Annotated in this window: 10 protein-coding genes and 1 pseudogene; 7 read left to right on the forward strand and 4 right to left on the reverse strand. The window is 60.9% G+C overall.

Going from position 1 to position 15,180, the window contains the following annotated elements; translation table 11 throughout:
- Positions 1-266 precede the first annotated feature (266 nt).
- From glyQ to I6G83_RS07140, 3 genes are all read left to right on the forward strand, one after another.
- Entirely contained in the window at positions 267-1,181 is a 915-nt protein-coding gene (gene glyQ / locus I6G83_RS07130) for a glycine--tRNA ligase subunit alpha (RefSeq protein ID WP_015344023.1), read from the forward strand.
- Positions 1,182-1,190: 9 nt separating this feature from the next.
- A complete protein-coding gene (gene glyS, locus I6G83_RS07135) occupies positions 1,191-3,260 on the forward strand; it encodes a glycine--tRNA ligase subunit beta (protein WP_054306096.1) in 2,070 nt (689 codons plus the stop codon).
- A gap of 314 nt (positions 3,261-3,574) precedes the next feature.
- Positions 3,575-4,297: a DUF3053 domain-containing protein gene (locus tag I6G83_RS07140; protein WP_054307599.1), complete on the forward strand. Its 723-nt coding sequence runs from the start codon at positions 3,575-3,577 to the stop codon at positions 4,295-4,297.
- A gap of 121 nt (positions 4,298-4,418) precedes the next feature.
- Here I6G83_RS07140 and adhE read toward each other — a convergent pair.
- Both adhE and I6G83_RS07150 read right to left on the reverse strand, forming a co-directional pair.
- Positions 4,419-7,022, reverse strand: a pseudogene (gene adhE / locus I6G83_RS07145) (bifunctional acetaldehyde-CoA/alcohol dehydrogenase); the annotation flags it as partial.
- A gap of 282 nt (positions 7,023-7,304) precedes the next feature.
- Positions 7,305-7,709 carry a hypothetical protein gene (locus I6G83_RS07150; RefSeq protein ID WP_152972242.1) on the reverse strand — a complete coding sequence of 135 codons (405 nt, stop codon included), beginning with the start codon at positions 7,707-7,709 and terminating at the stop codon, positions 7,305-7,307.
- 435 nt (positions 7,710-8,144) lie between these two features.
- On the opposite strand from I6G83_RS07150, the gene I6G83_RS07155 reads away from it, so the two are divergent.
- The 4 genes from I6G83_RS07155 to I6G83_RS07170 all read left to right on the forward strand — a co-directional run bounded on the left by I6G83_RS07155 (position 8,145) and on the right by I6G83_RS07170 (position 12,377).
- Positions 8,145-10,061, forward strand: coding sequence for a PTS mannitol transporter subunit IICBA (locus tag I6G83_RS07155; protein WP_054307600.1), 1,917 nt, complete (start codon positions 8,145-8,147; stop codon positions 10,059-10,061).
- A gap of 58 nt (positions 10,062-10,119) precedes the next feature.
- Positions 10,120-11,271 carry a mannitol-1-phosphate 5-dehydrogenase gene (locus tag I6G83_RS07160; RefSeq protein WP_054307597.1) on the forward strand — a complete coding sequence of 384 codons (1,152 nt, stop codon included), beginning with the start codon at positions 10,120-10,122 and terminating at the stop codon, positions 11,269-11,271.
- 93 nt (positions 11,272-11,364) lie between these two features.
- Positions 11,365-11,916: an MltR family transcriptional regulator gene (locus tag I6G83_RS07165; RefSeq protein WP_041411679.1), complete on the forward strand. Its 552-nt coding sequence runs from the start codon at positions 11,365-11,367 to the stop codon at positions 11,914-11,916.
- A gap of 98 nt (positions 11,917-12,014) precedes the next feature.
- Positions 12,015-12,377, forward strand: coding sequence for a YibL family ribosome-associated protein (locus I6G83_RS07170; protein WP_015344029.1), 363 nt, complete (start codon positions 12,015-12,017; stop codon positions 12,375-12,377).
- A 67-nt stretch (positions 12,378-12,444) separates the two neighbouring features.
- On the opposite strand, the gene yiiM is transcribed toward I6G83_RS07170, so the two are convergent.
- Both yiiM and I6G83_RS07180 read right to left on the reverse strand, forming a co-directional pair.
- Entirely contained in the window at positions 12,445-13,116 is a 672-nt protein-coding gene (gene yiiM, locus I6G83_RS07175; protein WP_054307596.1) for a 6-hydroxyaminopurine reductase, read from the reverse strand.
- Between the two features lie 91 nt (positions 13,117-13,207).
- Positions 13,208-15,136 carry a methyl-accepting chemotaxis protein gene (locus I6G83_RS07180; RefSeq protein WP_054307595.1) on the reverse strand — a complete coding sequence of 643 codons (1,929 nt, stop codon included), beginning with the start codon at positions 15,134-15,136 and terminating at the stop codon, positions 13,208-13,210.
- Positions 15,137-15,180: the final 44 nt, after the last annotated feature.

Below are 15,180 nucleotides of genomic sequence, written 5' to 3' on the forward strand. Positions count from 1 at the left end.
TGAGCGTGGGAAACCTCAGGCAGCGAGCAAGATTGGTGCCAGCCGTGGCGACAGACGGCGCAGCGCGCGCCGGCTGCGGCGCGGGCGGGTGCTGTGCGGCAGCAGAAAATGCGCTTTCAGCGCGCCGATGCGCCGTGTTGGTGCGCAAAACGCGTTTTTTGCACGCTGATTTACACCGGAGGCCGGATTCTGGCTGTATATCTTACGGTCAACGGGTATACTGGCCCATTCCATCTAAATCCACTTGTATCGCGTGCGAATCTAACATGCAAAAGTTTGATACCAAGACCTTTCAGGGCCTGATCCTGACACTGCAGGACTATTGGGCGCGCCAGGGCTGCACCATTGTTCAACCATTGGACATGGAAGTCGGCGCGGGTACCTCTCACCCTATGACCTGCCTGCGTGCGCTGGGTCCAGAGCCGATGGCCTCCGCCTATGTGCAGCCGTCCCGCCGTCCGACCGACGGCCGCTACGGTGAAAACCCGAACCGCCTGCAACACTACTACCAATTCCAGGTGGTGATTAAGCCGTCACCGGACAATATTCAGGAACTGTACCTGGGCTCGCTGAAAGAGCTGGGTCTGGATCCGACCATTCACGATATCCGCTTCGTGGAAGACAACTGGGAAAACCCGACGCTCGGCGCCTGGGGCCTGGGCTGGGAAGTATGGCTGAACGGCATGGAAGTGACCCAGTTCACCTACTTCCAGCAGGTCGGCGGCCTGGAGTGCAAGCCGGTCACCGGCGAGATCACCTACGGTCTGGAGCGTCTGGCAATGTATATCCAGGGCGTGGACAGCGTGTACGATCTGGTGTGGAGCAACGGCCCGCTGGGCGTGACCACCTACGGCGACGTGTTCCATCAGAACGAAGTGGAGCAGTCGACCTACAACTTTGAATACGCCGACGTGGATTTCCTGTTCAGCTGCTTTGAGCAGTATGAGAAAGAAGCGCAGCAGCTGCTGGCGCTGGAAAAACCGCTGCCGCTGCCGGCCTATGAGCGCATTCTGAAGGCAGGGCACACCTTCAACCTGCTGGACGCGCGCAAGGCGATCTCCGTCACCGAGCGCCAGCGCTATATTCTGCGCATCCGCACGCTGACCAAAGCCGTGGCGGAAGCCTACTACGCCTCCCGCGAGGCGCTGGGCTTCCCGATGTGTAAAAAGAACGAGAACTAAGAGGCAGCCATGACTCAACAGACTTTCCTGGTGGAAATCGGCACGGAAGAGCTGCCGCCGAAGGCTCTTCGTTCACTGGCGGAATCCTTTGCCGCCAACTTCAGCGCCGAACTGGACAACGCCAACCTTGAGCACGGTGAAGTCAGCTGGTTTGCCGCACCGCGCCGTCTGGCGCTGAAAGTGGCCAACCTGAGCGCGGCGCAGGCCGATCGTGAAGTTGAAAAGCGCGGCCCGGCGATTGCGCAGGCGTTCGACGCCGAAGGCAAGCCGAGCAAAGCGGCCGAAGGCTGGGCGCGCGGCTGCGGCATCAGCGTCGATCAGGCCGAGCGTCTGAAGACCGACAAAGGCGAATGGCTGCTGTACCGCGCGCTGGTGAAAGGCCAGTCCGCACAGCAGCTGCTGGCGGAAATGGTCAGCAACGCGCTGGCCAGGCTGCCGGTGCCGAAGCTGATGCGCTGGGGCGACCAGGAGACCCAGTTCGTGCGTCCGGTGCACACCGTGACCATGCTGCTGGGCGATGAGCTGATTCCGGGCACCGTGCTGGGCATCGACTCGGCGCGCACCGTACGCGGCCACCGCTTTATGGGCGAGCCGGCGTTCACCCTCGATAACGCCGACCAGTACCCGCAGGTGCTGCAGGAGCGCGGCAAAGTGGTGGCGGACTACGAAGCGCGCAAGGCGATCATCAAGCGTGACGCCGAGCTGGCGGCGCAGCAGATTGGCGGCAAGGCCGATCTGAGCGACAGCCTGCTGGAAGAAGTGGCGTCGCTGGTGGAGTGGCCGGTGGTGCTGACGGCGAAGTTCGAGGAGAAATTCCTGGCGGTGCCGGCGGAAGCGCTGGTGTACACCATGAAGGGCGACCAGAAGTACTTCCCGGTGTATGACGCCGCGGGCAAACTGCTGCCGAACTTTATCTTCGTCGCCAATATCGAATCGAAAGATCCGCAGCAAATCATCGCCGGTAACGAGAAGGTGGTGCGCCCGCGCCTGGCGGACGCCGAGTTCTTCTTCAACACCGACCGTAAACAGCGTCTGGAAGACAACCTGCCGCGGCTGGACAGCGTGCTGTTCCAGAAGCAGCTGGGCACCCTGCGCGACAAGACCGACCGCATTCAGGCGCTGGCGGGCTGGATTGCCGGCCAGATCGGCGCCGACGTCAACCACGCCACCCGCGCCGGCCTGCTGTCGAAGTGCGACCTGATGACCAATATGGTGTTTGAGTTTACCGACACCCAGGGCGTGATGGGCATGCACTATGCGCGTCACGACGGCGAGGCGGAAGACGTGGCGGTCGCGCTGAACGAGCAGTACCAGCCGCGCTTTGCCGGCGATGCGCTGCCGCAGTCGCTGGTGGCCTGTTCGCTGGCGATTGCCGACAAGATGGACACCCTGGCGGGCATCTTCGGCATCGGCCAGCATCCGAAAGGCGACAAAGACCCGTTTGCGCTGCGTCGCGCGGCGCTGGGCGTGCTGCGCATCATCGTTGAGAAGAACCTGCCGCTGGATCTGCAGACCCTGACCGAAGAGGCGGTGCGCCTGTACGGTAGCAAGCTGACCAACGCCAAGGTGGTGGATGAGGTGGTGGACTTTATGCTGGGCCGCTTCCGCGCCTGGTATCAGGAAGAAGGCCACGCGGTCGACACCATCCAGGCGGTGCTGGCGCGTCGTCCGACCAAACCGGCGGACTTTGACGCCCGCGTGAAGGCGGTGAGCCACTTCCGCACGCTGGACGAAGCGGCGGCGCTGGCGGCGGCGAACAAGCGCGTCTCCAACATTCTGGCCAAATCGACCGACACCCTGTTCGATCAGGTGCGCGCGTCGGTGCTGAAAGAGCCGGCGGAGCTGAAGCTGGCGACTCACCTGGTGGTGCTGCGCGACAAGCTGCAGCCGTACTTCGCCGAAGGCCGCTACCAGGAAGCGCTGGTGGAGCTGGCGGCGCTGCGTGAAACCGTCGACGAGTTCTTCGAAAGCGTGATGGTGATGGCGGAAGATGAAGAGGTGCGCGTTAACCGTCTGACGCTGCTGAGCAAACTGCGTGAGCTGTTCCTGCAGGTGGCGGATATTTCCGTCCTGCAATAAGCCCGTGCGGTGAGAAATTAAGGCGCCTGCGGGCGTCTGCAGACTGCTGACCAAGCCGGTTATTAGGGAGAGCGTGGCGATGGGGTCGTAGCGGCGTAAGCCGCCGAAGCGCCCCTCGTTACGCTAGGCCCGGGTATCTCGATCTATCAGGCGGTTTTGCCATTAACCTTAAAGGCGCCTGCGGGCGCCTTTTTTACGCCGCTTGCCGCGGGAATCGGCAAAGCGCGGGCAGTTGATCTATTCTTAAAGTCGCAGGGAGCGGCAACAGGCAGGAAGCTGATGAAAAGACACGTTTATCACGGGAGTTATTTCACATGGCGGTAGGGACTCAGAGCAAGGGCGTGATGCGCTGGTTGGCGCCGATCGTAGCGTTGTTGGTGGTGATGCAGCTGGCTGGCTGCGGCGATAAAGAGCCGGAGCAGCGCAAGGCATTTATCGACTATCTGCAAAACACCGTAATGCGCAGCGGCGCGAAAATACCGACGCTGAGCGAAGACCAGAAGCAGAAGTTCGGCAACTATGCCGGCGATTACGCGATTTTAGTCGCATTTTCACAGCAATTAAATAAATCCGTCGACGCCAGCCTGACGCCGGCTATCGATCAGGTGAGCCAGATCCGCACCGCGCAGGACTATATCGGCAAGCGCGACGGGCTGCAGCAGTCGATTGGCGCGCTCAACCTGCTGGGGCAGCAGATACAGACCGCCAAGTCGCAGGCGGACAGCGCCAGGGCGGCGCTGAAGCAGCCGGACGATCTGAAGGCGGTGTATAACCAGGCCTACGACAAAATCGTTACCGCGCCGGCCAATGCGCTGATGCCGACCATCCCGGCCGCCGCCGGCTTTATCCAGGAGCTGGTGCAGGTGGGCGACTTCCTGCAGGCGCAGGGGAATCAGGTCAGCTTTAACAACGGCGGCGTGCAGTTCCGCAATCAGCAGCAGGTCGCGCAGTACAACGCCATGATGACCAATCTGGCGGCCAAGCAGCAGGACCTGCAAAACGCGCAGAAGACCCTCAATGAGGTGGTGATGCGCTAAACCTGCCGGACGTGCGCCCTGACGTAAGCAGGGCGCATTCCGGTTACTCCGTGGCCCTGGCGGCCTCGGTCTCCTCCTTTTCTTCCGCCGCGCGCTGGCGTCCGACGTTTGGCGTATCGCGATAGTAGCGGCCGTAAAAACAGTCCAGCAGCAGCTGCCGCAGATCCTTAATCAGCGGATAGCGCGGATTGGTGCCGGTGCACTGGTCGTCGAAGGCGTCAACCGCCAACTGATCCAGCACCGACAGAAAATGCGCCTCATCGACGCCGGCCTCCTGCAGCGACGCCGGGATCGCCAGCTCCGCCTTTAACCCCTCCAGCCACGTCAGCAGGTTCTCGACTTTCTGTTCCGCACTGTCGCCGGCGGCGTTCAGCCCCAGGTGATCGGCGACTTCGCCATAGCGGCAACGGGCCTGCGGGCGATCGTACTGGCTGAAGGCCGTCTGCTTGGCGGCGTCGTCATTGGCGTTGTAACGGATGACGTTGGTCAGCAGCATGGCGTTGGCCAGCCCGTGGGCGATGGGAAACTCCGCCCCCAGCTTGTGCGCCATGGAGTGACAGATGCCGAGAAAGGCGTTGGAGAAGGCGATGCCGGCGATGGTGGCGGCGTTGTGCACCCGTTCCCGCGCACGCGGGTTTTGCGCGCCGGCCTGATAGCTGAGCAGCAGGTTCTCCTTCAGCAGCTTCAACGCCTGCAGCGCCTGGCCGTCGGCATATTCGTTGGCCTGTACCGAGACATAGGCTTCCAGCGCGTGGGTGATGGCGTCCATGCCGCCGTAGGCGCACAGCGTTTTGGGCATCGTCATCACCAGGTCGGCATCGACGATCGCCATATCGGGCGTAAGCGCATAGTCGGCCAACGGGTATTTTTGGCCGCTGGCTTCATCGGTGACGACGGCGAACGGCGACACTTCCGAACCGGTGCCCGAGGTGGTGGGAATGGCGATCAGCCGGGCTTTAACCCGCGTGCTGGGGTAGGTATAAATGCGTTTGCGGATATCGTGAAAACGCAGGGCGAGATCGCTGAATTTAACCTCGGGATGTTCGTACATCATCCACATCACCTTGGCGGCATCCATCGGTGAACCGCCGCCGAGCGCGATAATCACGTCCGGTTTAAACTGCAGCATGCGCCGGGCGCCGGCGTTGACCATCGTCAGGGTCGGCTCCGCGCCCACCTCGGCGAACACCTCGGTTTCCACCCCTTGCGCATGCAGGATCGCCAGCACCGGTTTGACGAACCCCTGGCTGAACAGATACGGCCCGGTGACGATAAACGCGCGTCTGGCTTTGCCCTGCGCTGCTACCTCTTTCAGCGCGCCGGACAAGGCGCCGCGGCGGAAGTAGATGGCCTGCGGCAGCTTGTGCCACAGCATGTTTTCCGCGCGTTTGGCCACGGTTTTACGGTTAAGCAGATGTTTGGGGCCGATATTTTCCGAGACGGAATTGCCGCCCCAGGAGCCGCAGCCCAGCGTCATGGAGGGAGGCAGCTTAAAGTTATACAGATCGCCGATGCCGCCCTGCGAGGCCGGCGTATTGATCAGAATGCGCGAGGTTTTCAGCCGGGCGCCGAAGCGGGCGATGCGCGCCTGCTGATTATCCTGATCGGTATACAGGCAGGAGGTGTGGCCGGCGCCGCCAAACGCGGCCAGGGCGACGGCTTTATTGATGGCATCATCGAAGTGCTGTGCGCGATACATGCCCAGCAGCGGCGACAGCTTCTCGCCGGAGAACGGTTCATCGTCGCCGATCCCGCTCACCTCGCTGATCAGCACTTTGGTGTCGGCAGGCACCTCAATGCCCGCCATTTCCGCGATTTTCAGCGCGGATTGCCCGACGATATCGGCATTGATCCGCCCCTGTTTCATAATGATATTGCGCACCGCCTGCCGCTGCGGCTCCGGCAGCAGATAGCCGCCGGCGGCGGCAAAGCGTGCGCGCACCTCGTCATACACCGCGTCGACGACGATTACCGACTGTTCAGAGGCGCAGATCATGCCGTTATCGAAGGTTTTGGACATCAGCACCGAGGCGACCATGCGGTTGATATCCGCCGTTTCATCGACCACGACCGGCGTATTGCCGGCGCCTACGCCGATGGCGGGCTTGCCGGAGCTGTACGACGCCTTGACGCGGCCAGGGCCGCCGGTGGCCAGAATCAGATCCACCTGCGGGTGGTGAATCAGCTGGTCCGCCATCTCGACGGTCGGGCTGTCCAGCCAGCCGATAATATCGGCCGGCGCGCCGGCCTCCACCGCGGCGCGCAGGATCACTTCCGCCGCTTTATTGGCGGCGTTGCTGCCTCTGGGGTGGGGAGAGAAGATAATGGCGTTGCGGGTTTTCAGGCTGATCAGCGCCTTGAAAATAACCGTCGAGGTGGGGTTGGTAGCGGGGACGATACCGCAGATGACCCCGATCGGTTCGGCGATGGTCAGAGTGCCGAACGCCTCGTCTTCCGCCAGAATGCCGCAGGTCACCTCGTCCTTGTAGGCATGATAGACATGCTCGGAGGCAAACTGATTCTTCATCACCTTGTCTTCAACGATGCCCATGCCAGACTCGTCAACCGCCAGCTGCGCCAGCGGGATGCGGGCGTCGGCTGCCGCCAGCGCCGCAGCATGAAAAATTCTGTCAACCTGCGCCTGAGAATAGTCGGCGTATGCCTCCTGAGCTTTTCTGACGCGCGCAACTAACTTGTTTAATTTCGAAGTCGTGATGTGTGACATATTTTTCTCCCGCCGAAAATGCAATAAATAAATTATTAATCGCCAAGACAGAGAGAAAGTATAGGTAGCCGTTATCAGCTTGCGAGTGAATTTATAAAAAAAAATCCTAAGCGGATAATTAAAATGGAAAAATATCTCACACACATATATATCAGCAGGTTATGACGTAATTTTAAATTATTATAGGATGTGGTTTGAATTATTTTTGATGATAATAATTTATGCCTTTATTTATTTGCATGCTATTTTTATGTTTTTATTAAGGTGCTGTTATTGCATGAGTTAGTTGGGGTTCACTCTGGGTGGTGTATGGATATATTTCTTTTTGTGATTTTGTTTTTTATTTGTTGAGTAATTGATTGGATATAAGTCGATGTGTGTTTTGTTGTTTGGCCTTACACGATTATCACCGCTATCTAAGGCGCTAATAATGCTGCGAAAAGCCATGCCGGATATTGATGGCATTATTTTTATTGCCGGGATGAGAGAATACATGCTTTTAATTAACGCCCAGAATAATAGCGCCTTTTCGCGTTCTGTTTCCCTGCGTGAAGCCTGATGGTGATATCCCATGACACCCAAACGGCGCGGATGCGGCGGGCAGGGAATACCCCCACCGATGGCGGCAAAGCCCCGGGGAACCCCGCAGGATGCGCCGCAGCGCCGGTTTTCTGTACTACACTTCACGATAATCCCGCGTTGTAACTTTATTACGGCTAAACGGCCCGTTTTCTCGCGCTGGCGCCTGCCGACGCGGGGACGTTGCTCAGGCCGCGTCGCGCCGAAAATAAAATGTGATAAACATCACAATACAAAAACAAAAATGCAAAATTAAAATGTGATTTTAATCACAAAAAATAGCGTTTTTGGCTCATTATGGCGGCAGTGTTGCTTTTTTACACGCTCTAATTGTGATCGCGATCACCATGAAGGGTGGTGTTTATAGCCTCTTTGAGTGACTTGTGTCACAAAATTTTCACCAAGTACGCGTTGTCAATCGAGCGTGCTAGAGTCCGCCTCACAGACAGCACCAAGCGGCTGGAACGTAACAACAATAATGCGCGCTCTTATTCATTCGCCGGCGCGTAATGCTATTACCGCTTCACAATAGGGGTGTGTTTTATGCTTTCACCAGACATTAAGGTCAAAGTGCAGAACTTTGGCCGTTTCCTCAGCAATATGGTGATGCCAAACATCGGCGCGTTTATCGCCTGGGGCATCATCACCGCACTGTTTATTCCTACCGGCTGGCTGCCGAACGAAACGCTGGGCAAGCTGGTCGGCCCGATGATCACCTACCTGCTGCCGCTGCTGATCGGTTACACCGGCGGTAAACTGGTGGGCGGCGAGCGCGGCGGCGTGGTCGGCGCGATCACCACCATGGGGGTGATTGTCGGCGCCGATATGCCGATGTTCCTCGGCGCCATGATCGCCGGCCCGCTGGGCGGCTGGGCCATCAAGCATTTTGACCGCTGGGTGGACGGCAAGATCAAGAGCGGCTTCGAGATGTTGGTGAACAACTTCTCCGCCGGCATTATCGGCATGCTGCTGGCGATCCTGGCCTTCCTCGGCATCGGGCCGCTGGTGGAAACGCTGTCCAAACTGCTGGCGGCGGGCGTACACGTCATGGTGGTGCACAACCTGCTGCCATTGACCTCGATCTTCGTCGAACCGGCGAAAATCCTGTTCCTGAACAACGCCATCAACCACGGCATCTTCTCGCCGCTGGGCATTCAGCAGGCGACCGAGGCCGGCAAATCCGTCTTCTTCCTGATTGAAGCCAACCCCGGCCCGGGGCTGGGCGTGCTGATGGCCTATATGTTCTTCGGCCGCGGCAATGCCAAACAGTCCGCCGGCGGCGCGGCGATCATCCACTTCTTCGGCGGCATTCACGAAATCTATTTCCCGTATGTGCTGATGAACCCGCGCCTGATTCTGGCGGTGATCCTCGGCGGCATGACCGGCGTATTCACGCTGACGATGCTGAACGGCGGCCTGGTGTCGCCGGCCTCACCCGGCTCGATTCTGGCGGTGCTGGCGATGACGCCGAAGGGCGCCTATTTCGCTAACCTGGCGGCAATCCTGGCGGCCTTCGTGGTCTCCTTTGTGGTCGCCGGCTTCCTGCTGAAAACCTCGAAAGTGAAAGAAGAGGACGATCTGGAAGAAGCGACCCGCCGGATGCGCGATATGAAATCACAGGCGAAAGGCAGCCAGGCGGCCGGCGCCGCGCTGGACGGCGACCTGAGCACGGTACGCAAAATCATCGTGGCCTGCGACGCGGGCATGGGCTCCAGCGCCATGGGCGCCGGGGTGCTGCGTAAGAAAGTGGCCGATGCCGGGCTGACCCGCATTTCGGTCACCAACAGCGCCATCAACAACCTGCCGGACGACGTGGATCTGGTGATTACCCACCGCGACCTGACGGAGCGCGCGATGCGTCATGCGCCGCAGGCGCAGCATATCTCGCTGACCAATTTCCTCGACAGCAACCTGTACAGCGACCTGACCGCGCGCCTGCTGGCCGCCAACGGCGGCGCGTCCCAGCCGCAGCCGGCGACGGCCGCGCCTGACGAGAGCGCCGCCGACGACGAACCGGCGCTGTTCAAACTGGGGGAGGACAACGTGTTCCTCGGCCTGGAAGCCAGCGATAAAGAGCAGGCGATCCGCTTTGCCGGCGAGCAGCTGGTGAAAGGCGGCTACGTCGAGGCGGAATACGTGCCGGCGATGCTGGAGCGTGAAAAACTCACCTCCACCTATCTGGGCGAATCCATCGCCGTGCCGCACGGCACCATTGAGGCCAAAGACCGCGTGCTGCGCACCGGGGTGGTGTTCTGCCAGTACCCGCAGGGCGTGCGCTTCGGCGACGAAGAGGACGAGGTGGCGCGCCTGGTGATCGGCATTGCCGCGCGCAATAACGAGCACATCCAGGTGATTACCAGCCTGACCAATGCGCTGGACGACGACACGGTGATTGAGCGGCTGGCGAATACCACAAGCCGGCAGGAAGTGCTGGAGCTGCTCGGCGGCAAGAAAGACTAAATCCCATAGGGGCGCAGCGTCAGGCTGCGCCCTTGTCATATTTAAGAAGGTTATCATTATGAAAGCATTACATTTTGGCGCCGGTAATATCGGCCGCGGCTTTATCGGCAAACTGCTGGCCGATGCGCATGCCGAACTGACTTTCGCCGACGTTAACCAGACGGTGCTGGACGCGCTCAATCAACGCAATAGCTACCCGGTGCGCATCGTCGGCGAGCAGGAGCGCACGGAAACGGTGAGCAACGTCAGCGCCGTCAACAGCGGCAGCGATGACGCGGTGGCGCTGATCGCCGACGCCGATATCGTCACCACCGCCGTCGGCCCGCAGATCCTGGCCAAAATCGCCGGCACGATCGCCAAAGGGCTGAGCGAACGCCGCCGGCAGGGCAATGCGCGGCCGCTGAATATTATCGCCTGCGAAAACATGGTGCGCGGCACCAGCCAGCTGAAACAGCAGGTCTTTGCCGCGCTGTCGGCGGACGACCAGGCGTGGGCGGAGCAGCATGTCGGCTTCGTCGATTCCGCAGTGGACCGCATCGTGCCGCCGGCGGAAGCGGGCAGCGACGATCCGCTGGCGGTGACGGTGGAAACCTTCAGCGAGTGGATCGTCGACCAGACCCAGTTCAAGGGCGCGCCGCCGGCGATTGCCGGCATGGAGCTGACCGATAACCTGATGGCGTTTGTCGAACGTAAACTGTTTACGCTCAATACCGGCCATGCGATTACCGCCTATCTGGGCCAGCAGGCCGGGCTGCAGACCATCCGCGACGCGATTCTCGACCCGGCGGTGCGCCAGGTGGTGAAGGGCGCGATGGTGGAGAGCGGCGCGGTGCTGATCAAGCGTTACGGCTTTGCGCCGGAAAAACACGCGGCCTATATCGAAAAAATCCTCAGCCGGTTTGAAAACCCTTACCTGCACGACGACGTCGAGCGCGTGGGCCGCCAGCCGCTGCGTAAACTGAGCGCCGGCGACCGCCTGATCAAGCCGCTGCTGGGCACGCTGGAGTATGGCCTGCCGCACGCCAACCTGATTCAGGGCGTCGCCGCCGCCATGCACTACCGCAGCGCCCAGGATCCGCAGGCGCAGGAGCTGGCGCAGCTGCTGAGCGAACGCGGGCCGAAAGCCGCGCTGGCGCAAATTTCCGGTCTGCCGGAGGACGGCGAGGTTGTGGAACAGGCCGTAGCTGTGTATAACGCCATGCAAAAGTAGCGCGTGATGATGAACACACGGGCGCAGCGTGCTGCGCGCCTGCAGCCCGAGTTCGCCATTGACGGTCTCCCCTACGCCTTTCGAACAGCGACGATGGAAGAAGCACAGGCATTTGAAAACCAGGTTCTGGAAAAGCTGAACGCCGGCAAAACGGTACGCAGCTTCCTGATCGCGGCGGTAGAGCTGCTGGCGGAAGCGTTGAACGTACTGGTGGTGCAGGTGTTCCGCAAGGACGACTATGCGGTGAAGTACGCCGTCGAGCCGCTATTGTCCGGCGCCGGTCCCCTGGGGGAACTGTCGGTGCGGTTGAAGCTGATGTATGGCCTGGGGGTGATCGCGCGTCATGAGTATGAAGACGCCGAACTGCTGATGGCGCTGCGTGAAGAGCTGAACCACGACGGCGCCGAGTACCGCTTTGTCGATGATGAAATCCTCGGGCCGTTCGGCGAGCTGCACTGCGTCAGCGCGCTGCCGCCGCAGCCGGCGCTGTTGCCGCCCGGCGAGGCGGATGAAGCGCTGCTGGCGATGCAGCAGCAGCGTTACCAGCAGATGGTGCGCTCCACCATGGTGCTGTCGGTGACCGCGCTGATTGCCGGCATCGGCGCCAAACAGCCGTCGCGCCTCTCCCCGCTCGGGCGCCCGTAACGGCGTCCGCGCATCCCGCCGGGTAACCGGCCGCGCATTTTGCTACAATGCAGCAAACCCTCCTTAAACGTGCCGGTTCGGCACTTCAGGTCAGAGAAATGAAAGAGAAAGAAAAGGCAGAGATTAAGCGCCTGAGCGACCAGCTGGACGCGCTGAACCACAAAGACGTCCAGGTGATCCAGCAGGGCAATCCGGAGCTGATCGCGCAGCACAGCAAGGAAAAAGAGAAGCTGGCGACGGAGATCGAGCGCCTGAAAAACGTGCGTACAGAAAAGCTGAGCGGCGAAGCGCAGAAACTGCAAAAACTGCCGTTCAGCCGTGAAATCACCAAAAAAGAGCAGGCCGATATGGGCGCGCTGAAGAAAAGCGTGCGCGGGCTGGTGGTGGTGCACCCGATGACCGCGCTGGGCCGTGAAATGGGCCTGAAAGCGGTCACCGGCTACGCGAAAAAAGCCTTCTGATCCCCGGCGGGGCGACGCGTGCGCCCCGTCACTCCTCCCCGCAGAGCCTCTTCCTCGCCGCCGTTCGTCAGCGGCCCAGCAAACGACGGTTAAAATCTTCGATTTTGCCGCTGCGGATGCGCAGCAGCAGGGTTTTGCTCCAGCTGGCGGATAGCCCGGCCGCCGACAGCAGGCGGCGATACTGCTCCTCGTCAAACGGCATATGCCAGGCGATGCTTACCGCTTCGGCCACCGAGACCTCGCTGCAGCGCGCCGCCAGTTCCAGCGGCAGGTCGCCGCTTACCTGGCCGGGCGAAATCACCCGGTACAGCCAGCCGCAGCGGCCGCTTTGCTGCATCAGCAGCGACAGATCGTCGATGTCGAAATGATAGTTGAGTTTGAAGCACGGCGAGCGCGGCTGCGTCACCTGGATCAGCGCCTCGCCCCAGCGGAAAATATCGCCGATAAACACGTTGTGCTCGGTCAGGCCGCGGGTTGAGAGGTTTTCGCCGAATGCCGGCGGGCTGAACAGCTCGGCCTGCGCCGGAAACTGCTGCCGCCAGTGGTCATAATGTTCAATCGGGTAATGGCACAGCGCGCGATCGGGGCCGCCGTGGTAGCTTTTTTCCGCCTGCTGATCGCCCTCCAGGCCGAGCGGGGTCAGCGGCAGAGCGCCGTCGACCTGCCGTTTGGCGATCGCGCTCGGGCGTCCGCCCGGATAGGTCTGAATGTGGCCGATATAGACGTCGGGGTTGGGCATAGGGGCCTCCTGGCTCAGAACACGGCTTAGCATAGCCCGAGTGAGCCGGAAGGAACAGAGACGCCGCCCCGAAAATGGGGCGGCGATGCGGTTAGAAGGTGGTCCAGTTATCCTGCTCGTTCTGGGCGGGGACCGCCGGCTTGGCCGGGCGCGGCGTTGGCGCGTCGGTCGCCGTAACGCCGGGAGACGACGCGTCCGCCAGCTGGAACACCGCCACGCTTTGCTGCAGGATTTCCGCCTGCTCTTCCAGCGAGTCGGCGGCGGCGGCGGACTGTTCCACCAGGGCGGCGTTTTGCTGCGTGGTCTGATCCATCTCGGCGATCGCGTGGCCGATCTGGTCGATGCCGCGCGTCTGCTCGTCGGAGGCGGAGGCGATCTCCGCCATGATATCGCGCACGTGGCCGACGGCCTGCACGATTTGCTCCATGGTGCTGCCGGTCTCCTCCACCAGCCGGGTGCCGCTCTGCACGCGGTTGACCGACTCGCCGATCAGCCCTTCGATCTCCTTGGCCGCCTGCGCGCAGCGCTGCGCCAGGCTGCGCACTTCGCTGGCCACCACCGAGAAGCCGCGGCCCTGCTCGCCGGCGCGCGCCGCTTCAACGGCGGCATTCAGCGCCAGGATATTGGTCTGGAAGGCAATACCGTTGATCAGCGTGGTGATTTCGGCAATGCGTTGCGAACTGCTGGAGATATCGCGCATGGTGGCGACCACGCTGCCCACCAGCTTGCCGCCCTGCTGGGCGGTATCGGAGGCGTCCGACGCCAGCTGGTTGGCGTGATGGGCGTTGTCCGCGTTCTGTTTCACCGTGGCGGTCAGCTGCTCCATGCTGGCGGCGGTTTCCTCCACCGCCGCCGCCTGTTGCTCGGTGCGCGAGGAGAGATCGGTATTGCCGGCGGAGATTTCACCGGCGGCGGTGTAAACCTGGCCGACGCCCTGCTGGATTTTTTCAATCATATCGCGCAGGTTCTGGTTCATGGTCGCCATCGCCTGCAGCAGTTTGCCCAGTTCGTCGCGGCGTTCGGGAACATCCACCCGGCGCAGATCGCCGGTAGCGATGCGTTGCGCAATCTCCAGCGTATTGTTCAGCGGCCGGGTGATCTGCTGGGTAATGCGCCATGACACCAGCAGCCCGACGATAATGGCGATCAGCGTGGTCAGGCCCATGGCCAGCTGCGCTTTGCTGATATCGCCCTCGGTGTTGGTTAATTCATCCTGTAGGAAGATGCGGGCCAGTGCGCCGATCTTGAGCGCATTATCCCCTTGGGCCTTGCTGATCGCCAGTTCACGCTCATAGGCAGGCATATAGGCTTTGATATGCGCCTGATAGCTGTCTATTGCGTTCAGCAGCGGCTGCAGCTGCGGTTTTTGCTGTTCCGGCAGACGCTGGATCAGCGCCTGAGTATTGTCGTGCGCTTTGGCGATTGCGGTGAGCAGCGCCGCTTCGGCCTCATGGTTGAGGTTGAGCAGCAAGCCGCGGGCGTCGTAGCGGATTTGCGTCAGCGTTTGTCGGAGCCGGATGAACGGAAGCTGTAATTCGCCGCCGCCCAACTGGCGCTCAGCCTGCTGCAGGTTTTCCAGGACTTCCGCCATCCCCCAGCTGCTGCGTATGGCGTCTTTGGCGGCGATCGCCTCAAGCAGCTGCTGCTGTTGCTGCTGGTATTCATCGATCATTTTCACCAGCTGGCGCAGCTGCTGGTAACTCAGCCGGTCCCACTCCATTTTCTGGCCGTCCGTCACCAGCTTTGCGGCATTCTCGACGTGCACCCGGTGTTTTTCCAAAAACTCCGTGCGGTAGCCCTGGCCGTAAAGCGCCCGGTAGTAGTTTGCCTGATTGATCTCGTAGTTCAGCCGATCGCTGAAATTGATGCGTTCGGAACGGGCATTGATGATGTTGAGGTAGTAGACGCCGGCGCCGGCGATGATGGCCGCCAACAGCAGCATCAGGAAGAAGCCGAGGGTAAGTTTTTTCCCTACGCTAAGATGGGTGTATCGGCTCGTCAGTGTTTGCAATACCGCCATTGTTTGTCCCTTTTTTAAGCGATGTGATGGGAAAAACCATCGGC

The organism is Serratia rubidaea (assembly GCF_016026735.1).
GTDB classification, from domain to species: Bacteria; Pseudomonadota; Gammaproteobacteria; order Enterobacterales; family Enterobacteriaceae; genus Serratia_B; species Serratia_B rubidaea.

What these genes read in the sequence shown, in the direction of transcription:
- glyQ (WP_015344023.1), top strand. Translation starts at nt 267, where the DNA reads ATGCAAAAGTTTGATACCAAGACCTTTCAGGGCCTGATCCTGACACTG.
- glyS (WP_054306096.1), top strand. Translation starts at nt 1,191, where the DNA reads ATGACTCAACAGACTTTCCTGGTGGAAATCGGCACGGAAGAGCTGCCG.
- I6G83_RS07140 (WP_054307599.1), top strand. Translation starts at nt 3,575, where the DNA reads ATGGCGGTAGGGACTCAGAGCAAGGGCGTGATGCGCTGGTTGGCGCCG.
- I6G83_RS07155 (WP_054307600.1), top strand. Translation starts at nt 8,145, where the DNA reads ATGCTTTCACCAGACATTAAGGTCAAAGTGCAGAACTTTGGCCGTTTC.
- I6G83_RS07160 (WP_054307597.1), top strand. Translation starts at nt 10,120, where the DNA reads ATGAAAGCATTACATTTTGGCGCCGGTAATATCGGCCGCGGCTTTATC.
- I6G83_RS07165 (WP_041411679.1), top strand. Translation starts at nt 11,365, where the DNA reads ATGGAAGAAGCACAGGCATTTGAAAACCAGGTTCTGGAAAAGCTGAAC.
- I6G83_RS07170 (WP_015344029.1), top strand. Translation starts at nt 12,015, where the DNA reads ATGAAAGAGAAAGAAAAGGCAGAGATTAAGCGCCTGAGCGACCAGCTG.
- yiiM (WP_054307596.1), bottom strand. Translation starts at nt 13,116, where the DNA reads ATGCCCAACCCCGACGTCTATATCGGCCACATTCAGACCTATCCGGGC.
- I6G83_RS07180 (WP_054307595.1), bottom strand. Translation starts at nt 15,136, where the DNA reads ATGGCGGTATTGCAAACACTGACGAGCCGATACACCCATCTTAGCGTA.